This window comes from Rufibacter immobilis (genome assembly GCF_003721565.1).
Classification (GTDB): domain Bacteria; phylum Bacteroidota; class Bacteroidia; order Cytophagales; family Hymenobacteraceae; genus Nibribacter; species Nibribacter immobilis.
In genome coordinates, this window is sequence record NZ_RJJE01000004.1 from 12,083 (window position 1) to 36,631 (window position 24,549).

The 24,549-nt window shown below is 43.6% G+C and carries 24 protein-coding genes; 16 read left to right on the plus strand and 8 right to left on the minus strand.

All coding sequences use genetic code 11. The features are described 5' to 3' along the window. Positions 1-80: 80 nt before the first annotated feature. Positions 81-395, minus strand: coding sequence for a DUF6660 family protein (locus EFA69_RS20690; protein ID WP_394342819.1), 315 nt, complete (start codon positions 393-395; stop codon positions 81-83). Positions 396-663: 268 nt separating this feature from the next. Between EFA69_RS20690 and EFA69_RS06070 the strand changes: the two genes are divergently transcribed. From EFA69_RS06070 to EFA69_RS06120, 10 genes are all read left to right on the plus strand, one after another. Then, positions 664-1,296 (plus strand): hypothetical protein, encoded by a 633-nt coding sequence (locus tag EFA69_RS06070; RefSeq protein WP_148041274.1) that lies wholly within the window; start codon positions 664-666, stop codon positions 1,294-1,296. 5 nt (positions 1,297-1,301) lie between these two features. Further along, positions 1,302-2,393, plus strand: coding sequence for a helix-turn-helix domain-containing protein (locus EFA69_RS06075; RefSeq protein ID WP_123132218.1), 1,092 nt, complete (start codon positions 1,302-1,304; stop codon positions 2,391-2,393). A 254-nt stretch (positions 2,394-2,647) separates the two neighbouring features. After that, on the plus strand, positions 2,648-4,471 hold the full coding sequence (locus tag EFA69_RS06085) for a ThiF family adenylyltransferase (protein ID WP_123132220.1): 1,824 nt from the start codon (positions 2,648-2,650) through the stop codon (positions 4,469-4,471). A gap of 4 nt (positions 4,472-4,475) precedes the next feature. After that, positions 4,476-4,949 (plus strand): Mov34/MPN/PAD-1 family protein, encoded by a 474-nt coding sequence (locus EFA69_RS06090; protein WP_221175684.1) that lies wholly within the window; start codon positions 4,476-4,478, stop codon positions 4,947-4,949. Between the two features lie 152 nt (positions 4,950-5,101). After that, positions 5,102-5,245: a hypothetical protein gene (locus EFA69_RS20235; protein WP_183906706.1), complete on the plus strand. Its 144-nt coding sequence runs from the start codon at positions 5,102-5,104 to the stop codon at positions 5,243-5,245. Positions 5,246-5,370: 125 nt separating this feature from the next. Further along, positions 5,371-6,978 (plus strand): coiled-coil domain-containing protein, encoded by a 1,608-nt coding sequence (locus tag EFA69_RS20095; RefSeq protein WP_148041275.1) that lies wholly within the window; start codon positions 5,371-5,373, stop codon positions 6,976-6,978. Positions 6,979-7,109: 131 nt separating this feature from the next. Beyond that, positions 7,110-7,601, plus strand: coding sequence for a hypothetical protein (locus EFA69_RS06105; RefSeq protein WP_123132224.1), 492 nt, complete (start codon positions 7,110-7,112; stop codon positions 7,599-7,601). Between the two features lie 37 nt (positions 7,602-7,638). Next, positions 7,639-8,013, plus strand: coding sequence for a hypothetical protein (locus EFA69_RS06110; protein ID WP_123132225.1), 375 nt, complete (start codon positions 7,639-7,641; stop codon positions 8,011-8,013). Positions 8,014-8,021: 8 nt separating this feature from the next. After that, positions 8,022-8,411 carry a hypothetical protein gene (locus EFA69_RS06115; protein ID WP_123132226.1) on the plus strand — a complete coding sequence of 130 codons (390 nt, stop codon included), beginning with the start codon at positions 8,022-8,024 and terminating at the stop codon, positions 8,409-8,411. Positions 8,412-8,631: 220 nt separating this feature from the next. Then, on the plus strand, positions 8,632-9,069 hold the full coding sequence (locus EFA69_RS06120; protein ID WP_123132227.1) for a beta-barrel fold lipoprotein: 438 nt from the start codon (positions 8,632-8,634) through the stop codon (positions 9,067-9,069). A 13-nt stretch (positions 9,070-9,082) separates the two neighbouring features. Here EFA69_RS06120 and EFA69_RS06125 read toward each other — a convergent pair whose 3' ends face one another. From EFA69_RS06125 to EFA69_RS06145, 5 genes are all read right to left on the minus strand, one after another. Beyond that, a complete protein-coding gene (locus EFA69_RS06125) occupies positions 9,083-10,429 on the minus strand; it encodes a Fic/DOC family protein (RefSeq protein WP_123132228.1) in 1,347 nt (448 codons plus the stop codon). A 17-nt stretch (positions 10,430-10,446) separates the two neighbouring features. Beyond that, positions 10,447-10,908: a hypothetical protein gene (locus tag EFA69_RS06130; RefSeq protein WP_123132229.1), complete on the minus strand. Its 462-nt coding sequence runs from the start codon at positions 10,906-10,908 to the stop codon at positions 10,447-10,449. Between the two features lie 82 nt (positions 10,909-10,990). Continuing rightward, positions 10,991-13,171: a TraM recognition domain-containing protein gene (locus EFA69_RS06135; RefSeq protein ID WP_123132230.1), complete on the minus strand. Its 2,181-nt coding sequence runs from the start codon at positions 13,169-13,171 to the stop codon at positions 10,991-10,993. Positions 13,172-13,364: 193 nt separating this feature from the next. Continuing rightward, a complete protein-coding gene (locus EFA69_RS06140) occupies positions 13,365-14,387 on the minus strand; it encodes a DUF5712 family protein (protein ID WP_123132231.1) in 1,023 nt (340 codons plus the stop codon). Between the two features lie 12 nt (positions 14,388-14,399). Further along, a complete protein-coding gene (locus EFA69_RS06145; protein ID WP_123132232.1) occupies positions 14,400-14,897 on the minus strand; it encodes a BfmA/BtgA family mobilization protein in 498 nt (165 codons plus the stop codon). A 743-nt stretch (positions 14,898-15,640) separates the two neighbouring features. Between EFA69_RS06145 and EFA69_RS06150 the strand changes: the two genes are divergently transcribed. From EFA69_RS06150 to EFA69_RS06165, 4 genes are all read left to right on the plus strand, one after another. Further along, complete coding sequence (locus EFA69_RS06150) at positions 15,641-16,366, plus strand: ParA family protein (protein ID WP_123132233.1); 726 nt, start codon at positions 15,641-15,643, stop codon at positions 16,364-16,366. 4 nt (positions 16,367-16,370) lie between these two features. After that, positions 16,371-16,934 carry a hypothetical protein gene (locus tag EFA69_RS06155; RefSeq protein WP_123132234.1) on the plus strand — a complete coding sequence of 188 codons (564 nt, stop codon included), beginning with the start codon at positions 16,371-16,373 and terminating at the stop codon, positions 16,932-16,934. A 616-nt stretch (positions 16,935-17,550) separates the two neighbouring features. Further along, on the plus strand, positions 17,551-18,489 hold the full coding sequence (locus EFA69_RS06160; protein WP_123132235.1) for a replication initiation protein: 939 nt from the start codon (positions 17,551-17,553) through the stop codon (positions 18,487-18,489). A 331-nt stretch (positions 18,490-18,820) separates the two neighbouring features. Further along, positions 18,821-19,807: a hypothetical protein gene (locus EFA69_RS06165; RefSeq protein WP_148041276.1), complete on the plus strand. Its 987-nt coding sequence runs from the start codon at positions 18,821-18,823 to the stop codon at positions 19,805-19,807. A gap of 765 nt (positions 19,808-20,572) precedes the next feature. Here the strand turns inward: EFA69_RS06165 and EFA69_RS06175 are convergent. Then, positions 20,573-22,537 (minus strand): toprim domain-containing protein, encoded by a 1,965-nt coding sequence (locus EFA69_RS06175; protein ID WP_123132238.1) that lies wholly within the window; start codon positions 22,535-22,537, stop codon positions 20,573-20,575. An 85-nt stretch (positions 22,538-22,622) separates the two neighbouring features. Further along, positions 22,623-23,000, minus strand: a complete 378-nt coding sequence (locus tag EFA69_RS06180; RefSeq protein ID WP_123132239.1) for a hypothetical protein — start codon at positions 22,998-23,000, stop codon at positions 22,623-22,625. Positions 23,001-23,293: 293 nt separating this feature from the next. On the opposite strand from EFA69_RS06180, the gene EFA69_RS06185 reads away from it, so the two are divergent. Beyond that, on the plus strand, positions 23,294-23,980 hold the full coding sequence (locus EFA69_RS06185) for a hypothetical protein (protein WP_123132240.1): 687 nt from the start codon (positions 23,294-23,296) through the stop codon (positions 23,978-23,980). Between the two features lie 159 nt (positions 23,981-24,139). Continuing rightward, positions 24,140-24,544 carry a hypothetical protein gene (locus tag EFA69_RS06190; RefSeq protein WP_123132241.1) on the plus strand — a complete coding sequence of 135 codons (405 nt, stop codon included), beginning with the start codon at positions 24,140-24,142 and terminating at the stop codon, positions 24,542-24,544. Positions 24,545-24,549: the final 5 nt, after the last annotated feature.

A 24,549-nucleotide genomic window follows, 5' to 3' on the forward strand; every position in this document is an offset into this window, starting at 1 on the left:
ATTAAGCTGAATATCGGCATAGACAAAGCCGTAAAGCTTCCTTAGCGGAACTTCACAGGGCAGGCAAAAACAAATTTGATTTAAAGCTTTGGCGGTTGCCAAATAGAAAAAGAAAGGGTGGGAACAACAGCTACCCGATAAACTGGTACCGGGATGTTTACCTTAACGGCTAAGGGGCTTGCTTTCTGTGTGACAGCCTGCAACGCGAAACCGGCACAGCAACTGCAGATACACAGCGGGGAACATAAATCCGCAGCCGGGGAGTGGTCTTCCGAATCAGTGTCTTGGTTGATGCTGGTTTGCGCAGGCGTATCTCCCCTTGGTGCTGCATCGGCACAGGGGATACATGACATTACTGTCATGAATACGCTCAGAAGTATAGCAAACCATTTCATCCGCCACAAAATTAATAAAAAATGAATGCAATTAGATTGCAAATTTTAATTATGAACGGATTAAATCCTATTTTAAGGTATATAGAAGAAGATGGAAAATGTTCTGGTAGTTAGATGAGGGCAGTTGGGAAAAAAAGTACTTTTTCATTTCACTCCCTATAGCATTGCATTTTTAAAAGGAATATTTTTAACAAACAATAAAAAATTCTGGAATATTTTTATTTGTTTTTACAAAAAGTCTTTATCTTTGTTTCAAAGATTGAAGACTATGAAGAAACTTTTACCCCAGGAAGAAGCAACTGAGTACCTGTTACCCTACTTTCAGCAATTTGTTTCCATTATAGAAAATGCGATGGCTGATGTGAAACGGTTGGAGGCAACTCACTCAGAGATTCGGGAAAAATACACAAGGTGGTCACCATTGGCTAAATCAGTAATGGCCAACAATTTTATGTGTATCTATGCTGAGGAAGCATTTTCGGGTAACCCGGAAGTAATCATCAATCCTTTGCGCAATGACCCTTTCGGCATTTTGCTAAAGGGTAAACTGTTCATCCGGTTCAACAAGCTTAACGCGGATTTATCACCCAGTACCAATAATGCGACAAAGCGGACAGAAGACTTGAATTACCAGAACAGTTTTGAGGGATTTGAGAATATTCCCTGCATTTATGCGGGGTACACCTCAAATAGGGAAGCCATCGACAGTATTGGTACCATCAATCTGGTTTACCGGCCCTTCAATACCGTTATATGGAAAATTGATTTACGGACACGGTTAGGACAGGAGCAACCGGAAATCCCATTCTATACCGAGACCGGCGCAACAGTAGTCCCTATTGCAGAAAGAAGGGTGACCATAAAGAATAAACCACAGGCAGATAAGACAATAGAAGGATAGTTTAAATGATGGAAACGAATATGCTTTTCCTTGGTAAGGTGAACCCCAACATGGTCATTTTAGCTCGTGAATCGCGTGGGGTCACCCAAAAGGAGCTGGCTGAGAAAATGTGCATCAAACAGGGAACCCTGTCTAAGATTGAAAATGGGCTTCAAAATGTATCAGAAGAACTTCTGGATATATTAAGTGCTGAATTGGCTTATCCGGTGAGTTTCTTCTTCCAGCAGAACCAGCTGTATAACCCGAACCTGGTACATTATCGGAAACGAACAGTATTTACAAAGAAGGACCTGGCCAAGGCTGATGCCACTATGAATATCAGCAAAATCAACCTGGAGAAATTACTGAACTCAGTTGATATACCTGATTTGCAATTGCCAAAGTGGGAAGTAGATGAGCATGGCTCTCCGGAAAAGTGCGCCGCTTACTTACGAGAATACTGGCGTTTACCAAAAGGGAGGATAGAGAATATAACGAAGCTGGTGGAAGATAAAGGAATTCTGGTGGTACCAATCGATTTTGATTCACCAAAGATGGACGGGCTGAACATCTTTACCGACACTAACCACCCTATCATATTTTACAATCGCAATATACCTACTGACCGGCAGCGCTTGACTATTGCCCATGAATTAGGCCATATTCTACTGCACTTAGGGCAACCCATTGCGGAAAACCGAGACGTGGAAGCAGAAGCATATGCTTTTGCGGCTGAATTCCTGATGCCGGCAGCGGAAATCAAATCACATTTGGGAAAGGTGGATATTGCCAGGTTGGCAGATTTGAAAAGATACTGGAAAGTATCTATGGCAGCACTGATTATCCGGGCGAAAACACTGCGCCTGATTACTGATAATCAGTACCGATATCTTTGGCAGCAAATGAGTGCCTTGGGGTATCGGACAAAAGAACCCAAAGAACTGGATGCCGCACCGGAGCCACCTATCCTGTTGAAAGAATTGGTTGATGCCCATTTAAATGACTTAGGGTATTCAGAAGAAGAGCTGGCGCAGCTACTGTCATTACAATTGGAAGATTTTAAGAGCCGGTACCAAGATAACGAAGTGGTAAGACCAAAGCTGAAAATAACTCGCTAATACGAATAGTGTATTGAACCTAGGATTTTTTCCTTTTTACTAATTATAACAATTTAATTTAGATTTTATGGCACAACAAGACAACCCTGGGAAAGGCCCGGGAACACCAGGCAATCCAAACCCACCGGGAAACCCAACTCCCCCTGGAAATCCCACAGGACCGGGAAGACCTCCAGGCAAACCGGACCCAGGCCCGAAAAACCCACCTAAACCCCCTGGGGACAGACCTGTAGGATAACCTTTTAGTTCTTGCAATGAATCATTTGCCTTGGTATAAAGCCAATCCCTATTTTCTCCAAAGAGAAATAGATGCCCTGACTGCTGCAGGCGTTGCCTTTGAGATAGATGCAACCGCAGACAGTCAGGGTATTATGAAGATTAACCTAGTCATTGAAAACACCAATTCTAATTTTGACTTGGCAGGCATGCCTGGGCCAATAAGTTTGGAAGCCAACTTCCCAGATAATTATCCCTATTTCAGGCCTGAGGTCCATGCCCTCAATATCAATCTGCCCCGGCATTTTAACCCGTTTGGCAAGAACTTATGCTTAATACCACGCCCCACAGAGAACTGGGACCTGGACTGGACTTTGGTGTCCTTTCTGCAATCGCAACTCCCAAAGGTATTAGTGAAAGGGGCTATTACAGACCCTGAGCTAATTTTGGCGGACCCAGACGAGCAGGCTGAACCGGTAAGTGAATATTACAACGCGTTGAATAACCCTGTCATTTTTGACGGGACAGCCTTTGATGCAATACCCACTATGGAGGCGGGAATTGCCCAGATTGGGAAAATACGCGTAGGACTCCCGGAAAAAGCAACTTTGCCAACCAGAATGGCTGTGTTGGAAGCCTTTGCGATGGATGGGCAGTCTATAAGTCAGTTGCCAGGTTCATTCAACAAACTGTTCCCAGCAAAGTTTGAGGGGGTCTTAGTGCGTTTATCAGAACGCCCACCCCATGGCAACGGACCGGATGATTTAAAATGGCTCAATAGCTTGATAGCCAAACAAACCAACATTGCTACTTTAAACCGTAAGCCCTTGCTTCTGAAGGACGGAACCAAGATTACAGGAATAATAGGCCTTAACTTCCCAGAGGAGGTAGGGCCTGGGGTAATGGGTTTGGGCTGGTTGTTTCTGGTTACAGGAACCGTTAACGAACAAGTTGCAATTGGGAAAAAGAAGCCGCAAACGGTAACTAAGAATTTCGCCTATTATGCGAAGGCCATACGGGTTGGGGAATCCGATTTGCAAATCAGGGCCCCAAAGTTAGTAGGGCTGAAGCAACACAAAATTGCAGTTGTGGGACTTGGAGCGTTAGGGGGACCAGCTGCCATAGAATTTGCCCGTAACCAGATGGGGGAACTAAGGCTCATGGATTATGATATAGTAGAGCCTGCTCCCACTGTGCGGTGGCCATTAGGACTAGCTTCAGCGGGACTATTGAAAACCGAGGCATTAGAGACATTTATTGCCGAAAACTACCCCCAGACCAAGGTAAAAGCATTTCACCATCGCGTTGGTGGTGTTCGGCCTTTTGCACCAAATATCAAGGAAGGATTACCAACAGAGCAACAGACCATGGAAGAGCTGTTGGGTGGGGTTTCCCTTTTATTTGACGCATCCGCAGAATCTGGGGTTAGCCATTTCCTTTCTGAAGAAGCAAAAAGAAGGAAAATACCTTATATCTGTATCCACGCAACACCTGGCGCATGGGGCGGTCTGGTGATGCGGGTAGTGCCTGGCAAGACTGAAGGCTGCTGGATGTGTTTCAAACACGCCCAGAATACTGGCCTTATACCAGTTCCTGTAAAGGATGATGCAGGTGAGATACAGGCCGCTGGCTGCGGCAACCAAACCTTCACGGGGGCGAGCTTTGATTTGCAGAATGTGACTTTGGCTGGTGTTAGGCTGGCCATATCAACCATTCTTTCTGACACACCTGGAGGCTACCCGGACTTTAGCTGGGATGTGGGTGTCGTCAAGCTTATGGATGACCAAAACCCTATTGCCCCTATTTGGGAAACCTTTCCTTTGAAACGTCACCCCGAATGCCCTTATTGCTCCGGTGAATAGCCCCTTGCAAACAGTTTGGCTAAAGGAGTCAGCGTATAATGCTATCCTGATTGAAACCATTAAGAAAATGCCTTTAGAAACAGGGGGCATATTAATGGGCTATTGGGGAAATAATAATGAAGCCGTAGTAACTGCCGTTATAGGGCCTGGCTCCAAGGCGATTCATTTGAAGCGGTCGTTTATTCCGGACAATGAATACCACCTTGAAGAAATCAGTTCGCACTATGCTGATTCAGGACAAACCGAAACCTATCTGGGGGATTGGCATACTCACCCGAAAGCAAATGCATACTTAAGCGGCCGGGACGAGGAGACGCTGATTGCAATTGCTAATCACAAGGAGGCCCGGCTCCCAAACCCCTTGATGATGATTTTAGGGACCAAGCCGTTTGGTCTAAAAGTGTGGACCCATTCCTATGTAAAGCATTTTTTCTATACTAAACGAGTGATTTCTGAATGTAAAATAAAATTATATTAATAGGAATTCTGTAGAGTAACAGGACAGCAATTCATCTGCCAAGACCTCAAAGGCTTATATCTATTTTTAGTCTGTTTTCTGGAAAACAGACTAAAAATAGATATAATAACTGCACCAATGCATTTATTTTAAATTCAAGTGCATTGAAAGAAATGAAAAATAATTTAATAATAGAAGAACATCCTTTTGGTTATTACCTTCCTCAAAACGCCGAAAAATTGTTAATCGGAAGCTTTCCTTGCTACAACGGTGAAGACTATGGAGATTGGTTTTATAGCGGAAGCGGCAAAAGCTAGCGTAACAGATTTAGGGAAATTATCAAACCGCCTCTCTACTAAAATTTACATCCTGCCAAGACAACTTATAAAAATATTTTCATTTTGTACTTTTTAGCTAAGCTGGAAAAGTAGTATCTTTTAGCATGGAAGTGGAAAAAGACGAAGGTAACGTTTATGCCTACAATGTTGAGGATAAGATTATCCATATCTCCGAGGCACGCAGCGGTAAGAAAGGATATTTCTGCCTGGGCTGCAGAAGGGAAATGCAAGCCGTTAAATTCAAGATTGAGAATTATCAGTCTTACTTCCGGCATGACCCCAAAGGGGTAGAGCCAAACAGAAAGTGTACTTACTCAGATGAAACCCACCGGCATAAACTAGCCAAAGATATTCTCCAGCAAATCAAGAGGATTAAAGTACCGCCGGTTTACAAATACCCCCCAAAGGGGCATGACGGACTAGCTAACTTACTACAGGAGGACCAATTCATTGAAGCACACACGGTAGAGAATGAAACCTGCTTCTATGAAAATGAAAACGGAGAGATTAAGTGGGGAAAGAAAAAGGACGTAGATGAGCGCTTTCTACTTATTCAACCGGACGTTACTTTTTTCAATAAAGACTACCAACCTATTCTTTTCATTGAATTAGTGGCCACCCACAGCTTGACGTTGGAGAAAAGGGTAAAAATAAGGCGGCTAGGGATTGATACTGTGCTAGTCCGCATACCCAAAGACTCTCCACAGGAAATAGAGGACACCTTTTACAAATCAGAAAAAACAAAGTGGGTATATAACCATGAGCAAGAACGCGCTGACTACATACCAGTTCCCAACCCAGATGCAGTGGGAGTACCACCAGTTGATGAACTCCAAAGAAAGCTTTTTGAAGAATCTTTCGAGTGCCGAGCAGCGCAAATTAGAAGCTTTGTACGTGGAATTAACAAATGCCTGGCAGCGAAACCATACCGAGACATTGAATCAAGCTTTAGAGACGAAATATCAAGAGTTGAGGGAAATACAGCAGATAATCAAGAGCGACTGCGCAGACTTCAGGAAAAGCACCGAGGAGAGCTTGTCGGCAAATATTCAGAAGAAGAAGCAAAAATTGAATACCAACATGAGCAGCTTAGCCGAGAGGAAGAAGAATTTCGAGCAATCGCAGCTGCAGCGGAATCTGATTTTAAGCGAAAAGCAGCAGACCTTGACGCAGAAACGGCAGACCTTAGCAGAAAATCAGGACTTCTTGAACTTAGAATCTCAGAGGAAATCACAAGCCTTGGACGAAGTAGAGGAGAAATTGAACGAGAAGAAGCAGCTATTGACCGAGACCTTAGAGCTGAAGAACGAAGAATTGAGCAAATTCATAAAGATACAAACGACTTACCAAGCCGATTTGCAGGACTTGAAGCAGCAGCTAAACGCCAGTTTGCAGCTGCTTCAGACCGAGAAAGAGCAGAAATTAGCGGAGTACAAGAATCTGGAAAGCAACTACCAGCAAGATTTGAAAAAGATAGAACAAAACTTGAAAGCGGATTTGTCGAATTACGAGGAGAAGTTACTGCAAAAATTGAAACAAGAGATACTACAGGAGATTCAGAACTGTCCCGAAGAGTTAAAAGAATACTTCTTGCGGGAGGAACACTCGCAAATTTCCATGAAGGAATCCTTGCTTTCAAAAGAAACAAAAGAGCGCTGGAATGCCTTAACTCGGGGGCTTTCAAGAATTGGATTAGACAAGAAGGGAGTTGACCCGGCAAAATTCATTGAGTTAATGGAGCAGCACACGCTTTTAAACTCAAACTAATCACTTAATACCCTTACAATTGTAAAAAATCACCCTATCTACTAAAACTGGTTGAAGTGGATGTTATAAATGAATTATGAGGATAAACCTGTCAGAAGACGAAAGAAGCTTTTTAGCATTACTAAAACACTTCAAAGTAACGGCTTCCACTCCTGTAATGGAACCTAGTATCATCCACACGAAAGATAGGTTCCTTTCACCACTGGCAAGCAGCAATGTATATAGTATTATTGAGTCCCTGATAGATAAAGATATTATTAGGATTCAAAATAACGGGAAGTTTAATTCCTATTACCTTACTGAAGAGGGAGCCAGCCAGGTCTATGGCACATTTGATTTAGAGCAGGGGGTGTCACAATTCATGCAAATATTCCAACATTTTAGAGTGCAAAGTGGACATGTTTTAGTGCTTGGGAGCATTATGGCCACTCGTGACCAGTTTCTCTCTCCAGTTTACAATGAACGCATAGAGGAAATCATTGAAAAGGCTGTAGGTGACGATTTAATAAAGATGGAAGATAATTTTTATCGACTAACCGCCAAGGGGGAAAAATACCTATATCGCTAATGCCTTATCTCAGAACTTCAACCTGATTTACATTTAAATGATTAAAATAAAACACCCGGACAAGGATTGCAATAGTAGCCAAGAAGCACTTTTAGCTAGCTGTCCCGCTGACCAGCGCCGATTCAATGAACTGCTTTTCACAATAGGAAACATTACTTACCGGTACCATCAGGCCGCCAAAGACTTCTCCCCCAGTCTCCAGGACTATCATGAATGGTTGGAAGGATTACCCGAAACCGTCAGAAAAGGAATGCAGGAGAAAGGCTTTGAAAGGTGCAAAAGTGTTCTCTCTTTTACACGGTATGTGAATGAAAAAAACGATATAGGGTTAGAAGAATATATTCGGCAACAGATGGATGCGGAGGATTTAGCAGAATATCAAGGGTTCTTAACAATTGGAAAAGAACAGTAACCAATAGTATGCAGGAGCTCCAGGACACCCCAAATTTAAGCTTATTAAAAGCACTCCAACAGATAATATCTGGCCTAGCTGACCCCACAAAGCACTATATGGTCAATGCTAATTATTACGAACACCTCCCTTCAGGAGCGGCGACTTCTGAACGATGGTATATTGCATGTATCTATTTCCATCAGGAAGCAGCTTGGAATGTCGAATTAACAGTTGATGGGCTAGCGTGTGATGTACTCCTGAACCGAAATCAGCCCGAAGAGAAATTCCGCATTAAAATTCCCTACGAGGAAATTTGGGAGGTTCTGGAAAGAAATGACAGTAGCCACGTCTTCACAACTGAAGGGCGTATTTTCTACAACGCCCAGGCAATGAAAAGGCTGTCTCCTTCCATCTAGATAATATCTAGACTCCTTCTTGTATAACATATAGCTCCTTCTCTGCTCCCCTATCAATTGACACAACTTCGGTTATCAAAAAAGGAGGAAAAGAATAGCAGCATCTTTAACAACTGAATAGCAAGTTTTCCTAAACTTGCTGCCAATTCTTTATCCGCATAAAGGCATTAGACGTATAAGTTCTAAATAACTTTTGTCTAACTTTATAAAGCGCTATGTGATGAGGAAGTATTATTACCTCCTGGTGCTTATCCTCTTATTTTCCTGTAGTGAGGATAAAGACATAAACCCAGACGGCGACACCTATAAAGTGGTGATTGAGCAGGCTGGGGATTATACTAATTACAATAAATCATTAATAGCCGTTACTCCTGATGTGGATGGCCAGACGTTGAAATTCAACAGCGTTGAGAAAAATCAAACAACGGATAACTATTTAGATAATAGTGATTTATCAAGCCCCATAATCACATTGGTTTCTCAGAACCTCTCCAGAGAAATAGAATTCAATTTTATCATTAGCCCTATCCCAGTGGCTACTGCTGGGCCGATGACAGTCAAATTTACTTTTTATAAAGACGGGAAATCAATCGGTGAAAAATCATTTTCCTACCTTGATGATTTTGATGTGAAACAGGAAAACCTAAAATTTAAATAACCTACCCGACCATTTATCGCTCCACCCCTCCCTTATCCTGGTGTAGCTCTTTGGTAGCAGTGCCGTGCCTCTGGGCCCTCTCGGGCTTTTCCAAGATACTGATGGCATTTTTTATATCACTTACAGCGCCTCCTTCTGTTAAGCCTGGAATTGTAGCCGAAGCGCCAAGCGCGTTATGGACGTGAGATTTGTTCACCCCTCCGACATAAGGTACTTTGGAAACGAATTTCGCCACGTCTTGCAACCTCTCCCCTTCCGTCTCTTTCCCATGGGCTTTCAACTCCAAGCTTATGATGGCCGAAGCTTTAATAAAAAGCTCTTTTGCTTCCGTGTGGTTCTTTGGCTGGCCACTCTGGAGTTGTTGCGCTGACGAAGGTGCCTTTAAAACAGGAATCTCCTTTCCAGCGGATACATATTTCACTTGGTCGATTGCTTTTGTAAATCGCTCGGCATCCTGATAGAGGTAATGCTCAGGTTTCGCCCCTCCCTCTAAAATAGACTTGCCAATAGTACGTAAACCCTTCTCATAGTTTTTCAGGCTCTTAGGTTCTTCCACAATGCTTTTTACTTGCTGCTTCACCACGATATCCCACCGGTCAGCTATCCGGTTGCCGGTCACCTCAAGCTCCCGCAATGCTTCGATACGCTTCATGGCTGCCGAGGACTCCGGAGTTCTTGCAGCTCCTTCTGTCCTGGCTTTCTCGGCTTCAATACCAGGCAACGGGGTGGTGATTTCTTGTAGAAACTCTTTTAGCGGAGCTAAGTTTTTATGTGCTTCCTGAAGAGCGTAAGGTTTGACAATTGCAAACTTTCTGGCTTCATTATACTTAGCGGGCTCTGCCCGGTTAAAGTCAATGTCATATCCGGCTTCTTTTCCTAACTGAGTAAGAGCGGCTTGCAGGGTTCTACCGTTACCCTCCCGAAAGGGATGAACGTGATTGTACTGGTCTAAATAATAGGAAGCACGCTCTATGAATTTTTCTTGGCCTAACCCTTTCAAGTTATTTTCCTGCTGGAGTTGCTGGCTGATGGCTTCCAAACGCTGTTCTATCTCCTTGAAAGGGGCATACCTCATTTCCTGAGGCACTAGGTTGACCACAGTATCCTTTATGCCTTGGAAGCCTCCCCTGTTCGCTCTGGTCTCACCGGCCCATGGATAGACCTTTTGAAAAAGCTCCTTATGGATTTTTTGCAAATGCTCCTGGTCGAACTTACCGGGAATGCCTCCCTCCTCTTTCAGGATGGCCGCACCGAAACCGGCAAACTTATTCTCCAGACGCGCCAGGGCTTCCCTGTTCCGAATACCCTTATGGTTAAGTAGAACCCCGTTCTCGTCGCTGAATCCGTCATGCTTCGCCATGGTTGCAATTGTAAAAGTTAACCATTCTTCTCCCCTTCTGCCCTATCATTGAAAAGGTCGGGTAAGGTTGCCATGGAATTCTCTTTGAATGATTCCTTCCTATTGAAAGTCTGGTCAACAGACATTTTTGCGTTCCAATACTCTTCGTCGGAATCAGGCAAATCTGAAACAGAATTGGCCGCTTCCTCGGGAACGGCCAATGTCATGCTTGCTGGTTCTGGTTCCGGGCTTGGCGAATCCAGTCCGTGGTACTTCGTCAACTCATCCAATGCTTGTCGCAGGGTCCACTCTCCGTCTACATACTTCTGCATAAATTCCAAGGCTTCCCCATCGGGCATCGGCCCATTGCTCATAACAAGAGCAAAGCCATGATTTGCGATGCTTTCACGTTCCGCTCTCTTTGCCAGTTCCTCAATGCTCAACCCTGCGGGGGCAGGCTTGAAAAAAGTGCCTCCAGGTTTCCAATTGCTATTTTCCATACTTTGTTTTTCACCCAATCTTCTATACAATATACGCAAAAATGGCCGAAAAAGCCAGTATAAACAGAGCGTAGTAGCGCTGCTACTCCTCTCCGGGAGCCAGCGTGTTAGGATACATTTCCACTGTTTCTTTTACCTCGTCGCGCACTTTTTGGTAGTTCGCCTGGACTATTATTCTTTGCGCTTCCTGAGAATCGGTTTCACCCTCGTCTGTAAAAAACGCAAATGGTTCGAGTTCATGTATTTCCGTTGGTGCATCGCTGCGGTCTATCCGCCCTTGGAAAAAGGTAGATTCTGTTTCAACAGTCTGACCGATGAATTCTCCCTGCTCTAACCCAACGGCATCTTGAATACGGACCAAACTCCGTTCCTGAAGGCTTACGCTTTGGTTCTGGCTCCGGTTCCGGTGTCCGGCACCGCCGGTGCTGCTGCCACTGCTCGTTGATACCATTGACTTATCTTCCCGGCCAACGATTTTAGAAATGAGTTCAGCAGTCTCCATGTTGTTCACTTTCCCGATAAACCAATTATTGAGGTTACTAATCATTACCTGCATTTTATCCCGTCCGTAGGAATCAACCATCTGGCTCACATCCTGACTCATGTAAATAGTAGCTATTTTATTACTTCTGGCTGTCGCGGGGATTACCTCCAGGCCAGGCACATAGATAGTCGCTGCCTCATCTAGGAAAACATAGCTTGGGTGCTTCCGCTGCTGATTCATCAGTTTGAGCGCCACGGTCATGATACAGCTGATAACCGGTGAAAAGGTATCTTTCAGGGTGGGGTCATTGCCGATACACAATAACTTTGGACAGTTAGGGTCATTCAGGTTTAACGAGAACCCCTCTCCCCTACTTTCATCTGGGGTAAGCACCCAAACGATTTCCGGGCTGTTTATGCGGCTCAGGATAATCTGTAAGGTGGCCACGACCCCGGCAATTTGTTTCTCGGCCTTCTGTTCTACTGCGGTGATGAGGCTTCGGACCATATCTCCGCACTCTATGTCTGTATCCAGCATTGATAAAACGTGCCTGAAATCCTTATACAGGGCCGTTGCAACTACATGGGGGATGGTGCAGTATGCTGGGAAGTTCTTGCGGTAAAACCAAATGATGCCCGTTAAATAAGCAATCGCGGACGTACTGAAAAACTCCCCTGAATTCTTAATGGTATTTGTATTCAGGTTATTGATGATTGCCCGGCTGTATTCTTCGGCAAAGGCAACTACGGGCATTTCCTCGGGCCTTAAGGGGTTAAGTCGCTCCGTGCGGGATAAATCCCGGAAATTGATGACATGAAATTGTACACTGGGCTCAGGCTCGCCTTTGGCTTCCGCTTGTTCGGCAGCAAGGGTTAAGGCACGCTGTGCGACTTCAGTTAGTACAGGGAATTTAAAATCGTAAATCAAACCTGCCCAGTTTTTACTGGCAAATTGCTCTATCACCGGTTCCCCAATACTGTAGGACTTGCCAGCCCCCGCACCTCCTAACACCAGATTCCCCCGAAAAGCGTTTGGAACGTTTATAAAACCTCCGTCCTGGGTGGGCAAGCTGAAACCATTTTCTGAATTAAGCTTTTTACGTTCAGTGGTTAGTCCGAATTCTGGCCGTTTGCTGCGGGCAATAACCAAACCGGCGACGAAGGTGCTGAGAATTCCTAACAAGCTGGCCATGGGGTAGCCGTACAGAATAAAATCCGAGGGAAACTTCGCAATTGTTAAAAGCACATAGCCACTTATCAGGAAAAATCCACCGCAAAGCAGGAAAATAACCTTTCTGCTTTTTCCAGGTATCGGTTTAAGTTTGGGCTGCCCTAATTTCCTTTCCGGGGCCTTCTGAATGAAGAGAAATGCAAGCGAAGCAACCAGTAGGGAAAGTCGGAAGTAAACACCGGCCTTTTTGTATATGCTGTCTGCTTTCAAGAGAGACTTTTGCTTAATGCCACTTCCGGCACTCCCCAATCCATCCGCTGCCCCCTCTACGGCCCTGATGCTGTCCCTACTCGCCACCCCATTGACTGATTCAGTATTTTTACTTACCCCTGTCCTCATACGGTCGGCTTGCTGCCGCCTCAGCTCAATCTGCCGGGCAATTCTCTTTTGCTGTGGCGTAAGCTCGGGATTTGCTTTCATCCAGGCACGTGCCTGGCGTATTTCTGCTTGATGGAGTAATACATAATAATCCCCAAAAGCTATTGCTAAAAGTACTAATCCAATAACCAAAGCTAGGTTTTGATTCTTACCCGGTGTAGGTACCTGCATAATTATCTCTTCTTAAAATAAAATATGGCTCCCATTGCCTTACCAAGGAAGTCTAGCACAAAGCTGCGCCTGCTCCGGAAATGTATCTTTTAAAATGGCCTCACAATTTACTTGGCATCCCCTACCCCTTGTCCCGGTAGACTTGAGTGCTTAAATATTTTCACAATTGCAAAATGAAAAAGACATAGCGGCCCTAGTCAATTTCCATTTCTCCATTCCTACGGCTTTTCCGCTCTCCTATTTCTTCTGTTTTAATATCCTTTCCTGTACCTGAGTTTACCGCGCGCTGGAAGGCGTGCAGCAAATTTCTGACCGGTGCCTTGCTTGGTATGGGTTGCTCCCTTCCCGTCTGCAGTAGATAGTACGCATTATCAATCGGCTTTCCCTGTTGCGCCTTCGTTTCAATCCGTTTTAAGGAGCGGTAAAAAGTCTTGTCAAAATTTCTGCTAACGGCGATTTCCTTTACGCGTTCGCCATCAAGCCTCTGGCTTTTGGGCACATTTCTATTAACATCTTCTACCCGCTCCCCTATACGTATGGACCTGGTTGCATCCCGGCTTGCATCGCGTTGCTTGACCTTTATTTTCTCCTTCTCTTTTGCGGTATATCTGAATTGATGCTCAAACTGCTGCCCTGACTTCCGCTGCCAGTCTATCAGGTCAAACCTGCTCTTGCGTCCATTGGGGTTCAAGGTTATCTTTTGGTTCCTGTCCCGCGCACTGACAATTATATGCACATGCGTCTGCAAGCCTGGACGCTTATCGCCCACCTTTGCCTCTCCAGCTAATACCTCATTATCTGTTCCCCGGTAGCTCCGGTCTTGGTGGATAGTAGCAGCCCATACCAGGTCTTTGGAGGCAAGGCGCTGGTCCCCTTTTAGGTTAAAATTTTGGGCGTATAGTTCCATGACCTGTCGGGTATAGGCTTTCAATAGTTGTTCATCATTTTTGATGTGCGCGAGCTCATCTGCACTGGGACTTATGATAAGGGAATAGAATTTAGAATCTTTCGCAGTAAGTCCTTTCACATTGGAGTCAATATCCTGTTGTACCCGCTCAGGCTTTAAACCATCGCTGTCCTGATTAAAAAAAACCCCTAAATCCTCTCCCTCCCTCTTTGCCTCATGAACCAAATAGTTGAGCGTTTGCAGACTGCTGCCATTATTGTCATAGGCTGCTAGACCGTGTGATTTTGGGTTTATCAGTTTTATATACATGCCATTCTCCTCTTAGGCATCTGCTTTCGGATGCTCCAGTTTCTTCTTTTTACCAGGCGCAATCTCTTTCGCTGAATCAAATATTAGCTTAAGTTGATTGGTGATAGCACCTTCGTTCTGTTCTCTCAAGGCTTTGAGTTTACTTTTTCCGTTTCTCAACTCCTCGTCTTTACACGTACTCAACACAATTTCTTCCATGCGTAACACACGGTCAATCGTCACCCTTGAACGTATCAACTCTTCCAACATCACTGATAGTAATCCTCGTTCTTGCTCTTGCATATAACCAAATATCCGGTCGCCTAAACGTTTAATATCCTGCATTATCAAAGCACCTTCTCTTGCCTCAATTTCAACTGGATTCAATCCTCTTGTACCGAAATAGTTTACGGCCGCATCTAGGTAATCAATCGCAGACAAGCCCAGGCGTTTAGCTTCTTTGGCTAATAAATGATGTGTCACTGCATTAAGGCGTGCACTGGTAGTGCTTGTTTTTTCGAGTTTGCTCATACTATTTAAAATCCCAATTTCTCTACTATATATCTACAAAATATTACTGACTATTAAGTACTTAAGTTACATTATCTACATTTTTAGCTATGCTTAAAACTAAGTCTTTATAAATCAATGCCTTAGTATTGCATTTATAATGCTCTTCTTGCTAAAACTAAAAGAAAAAAACTACCACGCATTAAACTTAGGTTCTTAATGTATAGTTGTTTAGTGAGGTAAACTTGGAAGTGATGGTTCCCAAAGATTAATGTATTGCAGGTCTTACCACTACTCAATAAAATAATTTTATAATGTTATAAGGTTATATAAATATAAACTCTATGAAATCAACAATCTTTAGTGAATACGTTATAACAATATAAGTTTATATTGTTATAACGTATTCACTAAAGATTGACTACACATTACTATTGTTATAATATTATCGTATTATTATATTATACAACTATATTATTATAAAGGTATAGTCGTATAGTAATTCAAACCTATATAATTATAATATTATAAAATTATTGTTGTATGCTCCAATATTATTATAAATTTATAGTCATACCGTTTTACACTTTTATAATAATATACTTTTATAGTATTCTAAATTTATTCTCTTATAAGGCTATAGAAAACCAAATCAATAATATTATAAATCTATTTAAATATAAAATTGCGCAATGATAAAGTTATAAACCTATATTATTATAACTTTGTAAAAAGAAGCTAAGTGATTTAGAAAAAAGTTAGTTATGAAAATTATAAGTTTTGCGACCCAAAAAGGAGGGTCAGGTAAATCCACGTTGACCCTTGTCCTGGCAGCAGCGTTGGCAATAGACTACAAACTTAAAGTGGCGGTTCTGGACTGTGACTACCAGCAAAGCATCGTGAAAACCCGTGTCCAGATAGATGAGGAAAGTTTGCAATTGCTAAAAGAGTCTAACCCGGATGCTACATATCCCTTCGATATTTTCTCAATTGACTTAAATGGAATTTTTGATTTTGTGGATAACCCGGAAAATGATTACGATTTAGTATTCATTGATGTGCCAGGCCGGGCCGATGGCGATGATGTTTTTAATGCGCTTACTGCCTGTGATGCGGTCATAGTTCCACTAGTTGCTGATTATCTGGATAGAGCAAGTACGGCTGAATTCATGCATATCCTGCAAACGATTAAAACAGAGGCGGATAAGGCAGAAATACCCTTTGAGTATTTCGGTATTTCCACTAAGCGCTCAAACAATAAGGAGGAACAGGAAATGGATGATTATGTGGATGCCCTGGGATTAGCTCGTTTTAAATCCTCTCTTAGCTACCGGGCAGCTTACAAACGCGCATCCACTCTGTATAGCCTGACAACACCCGCTTATTTGCGCTATGTAGGTGGAGATAAAAATGTCTCAGAAGAAATACATGCTGTCTGCAATGAATTAATTGAACGGATGGAATTACCCATAAAATCTGTAACAGAATAGGAAAATGGCTGAACAAGAAAATAACGGCAATAGCCAAAGCGAGAAAAAAGAGATTAAAAAGCAAGGTGCGCCAAAATTCGGGAAAGCACGTATCGTGGTTCCCCAAGCTTCACGTGAAGCAGCCCGTTCAAACATGGCTGGTGAAGCGATGGTAAAAAGCATAAAGACGGAAACGGCTCCAGTTGCTAAACCGGATACACCAGCATCGGAAATTACCCCATTAGTTGATATGGGTTCCAAGGGTGAGAGTAGGGGGGAAGAGCGGGCTGAGAATAATTTAGCCCATGAGCCAGTGGATGCCGGGAAGTCTGCCTCTCCCGCTCCGGAAGGAAAGAAAGCTCGTGCCGCTGCAAGGAAAACGGCCCCAAGTGCTGATAATCAGCCGGAGGAAACCAAGAATGTCAGGCTGTTGAGTTCTCTTTGGTTAGATGCAAAATTCAACCTGGTTCAGTTAAATGGAAGTGGTGGCCCATCAAATCTGACAGATTATGCTGAAGAAGCATTCAGATTGTATGAAAAGCACCTTCTTAAAACAGGTAAGATTAACAGAACTCGGACGGATAAGTAGTTTTGCGATTGTAAACACTTGCAAAATCTTTACTTTTATCCAATTTATACACTAATTTTATAACTTAATTAAGTTAAAGCTAGGTTTCATCAGTCAAAAGCTAGGTTCTATCAGTAAAACCTGGTTTATCACTGCCTAATACTATTCATTTTAGCATGTAGTATTAAAAAGGACTCGCCTACTGATGAAACCTAGCTTTTAATAATCTTATTTATATTTATTATTGATAAAATGCAACTCGCGCGCGCAAAGCTCCTACTTTTTTGGATTTTTTTGTTGTTTTTTCTTTCATTTTTTCCCGTCTGCCCCAAAACCAAACCTCTAAAAGCCTAACTTTTTAACTACAAGTTTGTAGTATTTATATTATTTGTTTAGTATTTGCAGGAGTCATAAGATATTGGCTTACTGGCTATTAAGCGCTCTTTAAGCTAGGTTTTATCCGTTTAAAGCAAGGTTTCATCAGTCAAAAGCTAGGTTTAATACGTGAAAAGCTAGGTTTGATATGTGGAAAAGCAAGGTTTCATCAGTCAAAAGCTAGTAAAGTTTTTGGTACTTGTTTTTTCTTTTAAATTTTCTATATTTGGCAGAAAGTTGTGCAATTACTAGTTGGTGGACAATGGCAAAAGGGATAACGGCAAAAGAACCGCATAAATTAGAAATAAGGCAGCATAACGCCATTACAACGGCACGTTATGAGATGTCAGCTATTGAGATGGATATTTCGTTTTTCCTTCTTTCCAAACTGCGTGCCGATGATAAACCTGGTACAAAATACCAAATTTCTGTGAGGGAATTGCAGGAAGTGACTGGAAGGCAATGGCACCATGGCCAATTTTTGGAGGCGACTTCTGCGCTCAGGAGCCGGGAATATGTCTTTGAGGATAATAAGACTGTTTTACAGGTGGGGTTACTGGCTTCTGCCTTACACAGAAAAGGGGAGGGATTGATTGAACTTGAAATTTCTGAGAACATAAGGCCATACCTCATAGATTTAAAGAACAACTTCACCAGCTTTCAGCTCCAGGCGGCCTTTATGCTGCCCAGTAAGTGGGCTAAACGCATCTATCAGATTGCAAGCCAATGGAAAGACATCGGAGAAACGAAGATATACTCTATTGATGATTTAAAGGTAATCCTGCATCTAAAAGACCCTAAGAATAAGGAAAAGGAGCAATATTCATCCATCTCCTTATTCAAAAAGAACGTTCTGGATATTGCTGTGGAACAAATCAATAAATTCACCGACCTTAGAATAAGCTATGTATTGACTAAAAGAGGCCGGGTTTTCACACACATCCGTTTCTACGTAAACAAACAAACGATTCAGCAATTACCGTTAGCTTTCGAGTTGCCAACCGATGATGTAAGAAAGCAGAACGCCCGGACTATCCTGGACGATTTAAATATCATCGAAGAGAAGCTGGTTAATAGAATCTTGTACGACGAGAATTTATTGAACAAGCTTTTCCAGTTCAACTATAAATTGAAAACTGACAAAATTAAAGCCACTTCCAATCCAGGAGGACTATTCCTTAAAATTGCCGGTCTGGTCTAAAAGCTAGGTTTCATCAGTCAAAAAAAATACGGATTGGTAAATTAGCAATAGCCAGGGAGGAGGATTTACGAAGTCATAGAAATTACAATGTTGAACATCCCGCCCTCCGGGCGGTCAATTTCAGTTGCTTTTTGCAATTGCAAACTGCAAGGGTCAAAAATGAGGAATCTTTCCTCACAAAATAAACATAGGAGTTATTAAATATAAAAAGTAGGCCAAAAGAGGTGTGATTTTTTATTATTTTATGTATCTATTAATATACATTAACGTATAATATAATATACATACAATAACAATTGCAAATAATCATTAACCTTTAACCCTAGGAACCATGTCAACTCAAAGCACAAACCTCGATAAAGCCACTGCATGGGACAATATCTGTTTTCCGGTAAAAGAAGAAAAATTGCAAAGCCTTTTGCCTGACAACTACAATCTGCTGCCGTCTGACAGGCAACGAGCTATCGTCGGTACCATGCCGGACGGTACACAGCATATCTTTGCCCTGCAAAGCGATGAATACACGTTGATTCCTAATCAGCTACTGCGCTCGGTGGTGGACAGCGTGGCAAAAGATTACACGATTGATGCCCGTTATTCAACCCGTGGGGATTTCAGCATTAATGTTATCCTTCCCGATAGCTTGAAGGTGGGCAACGAGCGGATATATAAAAACCTGATTATAAACAATTCATATACTGGCAAAAGCCCCTTCAATATCCAAGGTTCGTCCATTGAATCAACAAACGAAGAAAAAGTAAAGGTTTCCTATTATCGCCAAATCTGTTCCAACGGCCTGATGGGCTGGGCAGATGAATTTATGTCCTATGAAGAATATTTTAACTGGCTGGCCAATGGTCAACCTAAGAAATACCTGGATGCTTTAAAGGAAAAGGTAGAGCACGTAAACATTGAGAGGATTAAAAAAGAGGAAAGAATCCTGGCGGAAACATTCCACCACAAAGGGCTGAACCTGGAAATATTCAGGGAACATTTAACTAAAATTCTCCGGAACTTCATTGCGCAGAAAGATTCAGTTACCGGCACGGTATACAATAAACTGGTAGGGGTGGCCATGCCTTCCGATGCCGACGTTCAAAAAGTTATTACGGAAGCCGGTTTACCAAAGAAGCTGGCCGCCCTGGCCGTGGAGCGGTTAAGGTTTGAGGAAAAAGAATTGGAAACCGAAGCCAATCTGTGGTTGGTTTATAATGCTGCGAACTTTGCCCTTTTTAACGGAAAATCTGCCTTGACCATTAACGAACGCTTCAAAGCTGACCAGAAGGCGTTTAATAACATTGCGGCAATGGCTATGTAACTAAGAATTTTTTCGCAGAAATAGGTGAGGCTAAGAAATCCTCACCTATTTTTTTGCCTAATTGGAAAGGGCGCTTTTGCATTCGCAAATTTTTTCAAACCTTTTTCCCCCGACCGCCCAATTCTTTGCAAATGGTGGGTTCGCTTTTTCTGCGAACGCTCCATTTGCTTTTTTCTTCCTTTCCCGAAGTGGGGGAGGGGCGCGTGGTATGCGGCGGGATGCGGGTCCATGGAGTAAAACGGAATGGTTCCGCATTCCGCCGCATACGGCGTACCCGGCTTCCTAAATAGCCCCCTTCCGGCCTTAGCCGGTGTACCATCCGTATGGTGGGTTCGCCTTTTTTGCGAACCGGCCATACTCCATTTCCGAGGCTCCTGAATATAGGGTAGGGGAGTATGGTATAAGTTAGGGCTGGAGGTGAAGGGCAACTGAGCCAGCAGCCCTAACTTATACCATACTCCCCGGTTCTCCAGAAAAACCCGCGTTAGGGATACCGGCCACTTGTCCGCATAAAACTGGATTTTCAGCCAGTTTTATAGGTGGCCGCCGTAGGGGAGTAGCCCGGCCGCCAGGCAACGCCCAAGCTATTGATTAATCTTTTACTCATGCTGCCACGACTGGCAAATTTTTTAAAGGGCGGTAGGGGAAAAGGTAATTATGGAATTTTATCCTCTATCTTGATAAACCTAAATAAAAAGCCACTTTTAATTTGAATAACATGGTCTTGCCTTATTTGATACGGCTTAATAAATCTAACCAGGTTTACTACCTCGTTATTTCTTGCTGAGAGAGCCTATGGTTCTCAACTTTTCCCGCTATCTCCCGTCTTTCGGCACGGTCTGAATGATGCTCAACCACATCATTCCCTTTTTGGTTACCTATTGCGTCCAGAGTCTTGGATATCCTGCCTATTTCCGGGTCATCCGTCCGGTAGGCAACTTTCATTTCTGAGTGCCTTAAACCGTTAGTGGATGTACTTTGAATATCGCCCACTTTTGCTCCACTCCGTTCCACCGTATCTTTCACAGCTTCTGCCTGGCCTCTCGCACCCGTCCCCTTATATCTTTCCTCCACTTTAATAATTAACTCCTTTTCAGAACCCTGCCCATCCAGTTGCTCCGTGGCCGGTTGCCGCTGGCCAGCATCATTTTTGGCAGAGACCGCACTTGATGTTGCCAGAGTTGCTTTATCCTGATGGCCTTCTTTATGCTGCCGTCTCTCCACGGTGTCGTTAGGATGCTGCACTTGCAAGAGGTGCTGGGCTTGTTCCAGGCGTTGGGCTTCCGCTCGGAGCTGTTCTTTCTGTAGCCGCTGCGCTTCACGCTCCCGCTCATCTTGCGTGGCCTGTGCCTGGATTTGTGAAGTGCTTAATCCCTGGCTGACTAACTCCAAATCACGGCTATAATCTTTTGCGATTGGATATTCCACCCGGATGAAATTTACCGGGTGCCGTTCCTGCTCAGGGCGCAACTGCTCCCGTTGCCGGTAGAGTTCCTGGCTGATTACTTCCAATTGGGCGGTATCGGCCTTGGCTACGCTAAGTTTTATAACCGTGTCCTTGTCGGTAGAGCGTTGCACCTTCATTTCAATACTCGGCTCTTCCTGTACCGAATTGATACGCTCCACCTGACCAGTTAAATATTTTACGCGCTCGGCCCCCTCCTGGCTGTTTTCATGATGGTACTCCACCCGCAAATTGGCATGGTACCTCCCGGCGGTTGCGTGCCATTGCACCGGGCGGCTGGCCTCACTGTAAGCCTCCTGGTTGGCCAATTCCTTAAATGGCCGGGCAGGCTGTAAATCATTCAGGTAATTAATATTGAACCTTCTTCCTCCCGCATCCCTATCATCGGCCAGTATTAACTCCTGGGGGTTTTGCTTATCTATGACCCGTTGGATTAATGCCGTCTGCCTTTCGGTTACAGTTCCAGCAGTGGCAATGTACATGGTGTTCTTACCGTCATTCTTTAGTTGGTGATAACTCATGGAATCAATGGCGCTTTCATTCAAAACCAGCCTTTCAATAGAAGTTCCTTTGCCTTGGGTGGGGTGGGAAACCCAAATACCGTCCTTGGGCAGCTCCAGTAGATTTTTATAGCCGGTGTTCTTCTGCTCCACACTGGCCAGTCCATGCTCATTGTAAAGGGGAAAGGCAGTATTCCGGAACCCATGTTCGTTTTTCTCAGTGGTGAATATACGCCCTTGAAAGGCTGGGCTGTCAATAGTTTCATCTGAGAGAGAGCGGCTATAGAGGTAAGCCCGGTCAGTTAACTCTCTTTTTACGCCTAATACCTCCGAAATCAGTCTGGTTCTTTTTTCTTCTTCTGTTTCCGTTTCAGTGGCTGTTTCACCATGCTCTTTAGGTTTCCCTACCGGCAATCCGTCCAGTCGAGCTGGGGCCTCCGCAAAGGTTCTTTGTGGCTCTGGGTACTCATTCAGGTACTCGCGTAGGTGTTGCCGTACTTCCCCCAGGTTTTTATTCTCCCTGGTTTTTACGAAATCAATGATGGTCCCTTTATCGCGGTCATCACCTGGATTGAAATATACCTGCTTTTCGTCCTTCCTGGTAACGATAATATGCTCCCCGCCGTTTTCCAAGTGCTGCCAATCCTCGCGTTTTCCCTGCGCCGTTATCTGATAGCCTTGCTTTTGGGCATATTCCACTAAGTCTATCCTTTCCTTAAACCGTTCTAGTTCCTGCGGGTCATTCTCCACAAATTTTCGTTCCATGCTTGTTTGAGCTTTTGATAATCCATAAAATACAAATAGCGGGTAAACCCGCTACATTTTCCAATATGAATACCCTTCCCAGGCTTTAGTGGGGTGGGGACTTAGCCAAGCTATCAATATAGGCAAGCTGCTCTTTAAACTTCCCTAGTTCCTCCTTGCCTGGAAAGAGAAAAAGATAACGGTCTTCTTCACCGGTGGATAATGGGTTCCGGGAAGCAGTAGTTTCAAATGACAGAGCGGCCAAAATTCTTTGTAAAAGAAGGTGTTCCTTCCTTTTCAGGGTACTGTTCTTAAGATTTACGACGGTGGTATAGGGAAATAAATATTGCTTACAGAAAGCCTTTACCTGGCCGTGCCCTAATAGTTTTAACCGGTATTGAATATAGCGTAGCACATCTGCATATAACACAAATAGGCTAGGGTCCGGAAATCCTAAAGGTTGAACGGAGGCGGTTGTAGGCATCGTTAAGAACTTTTTCCAATTGTTAACCTACAGACCTTATTCGGCTGCATCAATTAGCAATTGCATTCTATGAATATTTGCCTACAATATATAATTATATTTTTTAAAAACTAAATAATTGCCTCAAAATCACGCCCTTATAATTAAACTAAACTATTGAATAACTATAGACCAATTAACGTATAACATTTTCGATGGTTTCCTACCTTATATAATAAAAATTATAACTTCTTACTAACTTTTGAATACTATCTGTATAACTCCCGAATTATTTTCCCGTTAAAGGGAGAAATATGCCGCAGGGAACCTACATTATTGGTTTAGTGCTAATTCCAATTTCCCTATTGGTGGCCTTGCTCTGGTGGCGATTTTATGGGCCCGGCAAAGATGCACAGAAGGCAAAAGGGAAATCAAAATCAGGAAATTATAGGTCACTGAGAACTTATAAATACGAAATCCGGGATTTTGTAACAACGTTTGATGAATACCTTGAAGATGGCCCCGAATCTACGGGCACCTTACTGGAAGATTTATTTAGTGAGGAAGAACAGCTAGACGATATAAGCACGGCGGGAACGCCTATTGATTACGAAGATAGCCGTGATACAATTTACGCCGATTCCGGAAATAGTCCGAACGCGACCACGGCACATACTGACTCTGTTACGGCTGGCGATAAGGAGGACCCCTCAGTGCCTGGTGTTAGGAATACCATTACCCCAGACGTATTTCCGGAGATTGGGCAAGACGATAGTCCTGCCCAATCTCTTTACTACAACCCCCTTACAGCACCAGCACCAACTGACAACGATAAAAAGAACAGGGAAGCCGAAATCGCCTTGAAAAGGCGGAGGAGGGCGGAATTGAAAAACAACACATCTGCTGCTCAATCCGGCTTCAACGCATTGTTTTCACCGGATTCACCTGTTAAAAATGCAGTAGCCAGAAAAACTGCTGACAGTGAAAAAATTGACAACTAGAGTCTTTTAGCGATGGCCTTAGAACTCACACTTCCAATTACTTATTCAGAAAGTCTCCCTTTCGCCCGCTTTGGTATTCCAAAGTTTATGGAAACGGCTTACCCAGGGATTAAGCACCCCTTTTCTATATCAAATTAACTAAAACTAACTACTGAAAAAATGTTTACTGAAACCTACAAAAGGAGTGCTGGCCTAGTGGCGCAAATCTCTAGTTCGATTCATTCGCTTCTGCTTACTGGCCGCCAATATGAGGCCTCTCCATGGGAGAAAAGGATGATGGCCACTGCTATGGGCCTAGCCCTGACGAACGGGGCAATGGCCCAGGGCGGCACCGCAGCTGCATTAGAAGGGGTTCAGGAAACCATCATCACCATTGTCCAGGTTATTTTCTCCATTATTCTGGTGATTGGATTAATCCGGGTCGTGATGAAATTCGTCAACGGGGCACCGGATGCACTTTCCTCCTTAGGATGGCTGGTCGGTGGGGTAATTCTTTGGTTTGGCTTCCAATTCTTCAAAGACGACTTGGTAGGAACAGTAGGCGGTGAAGGAGGCGTACGTTAACCACC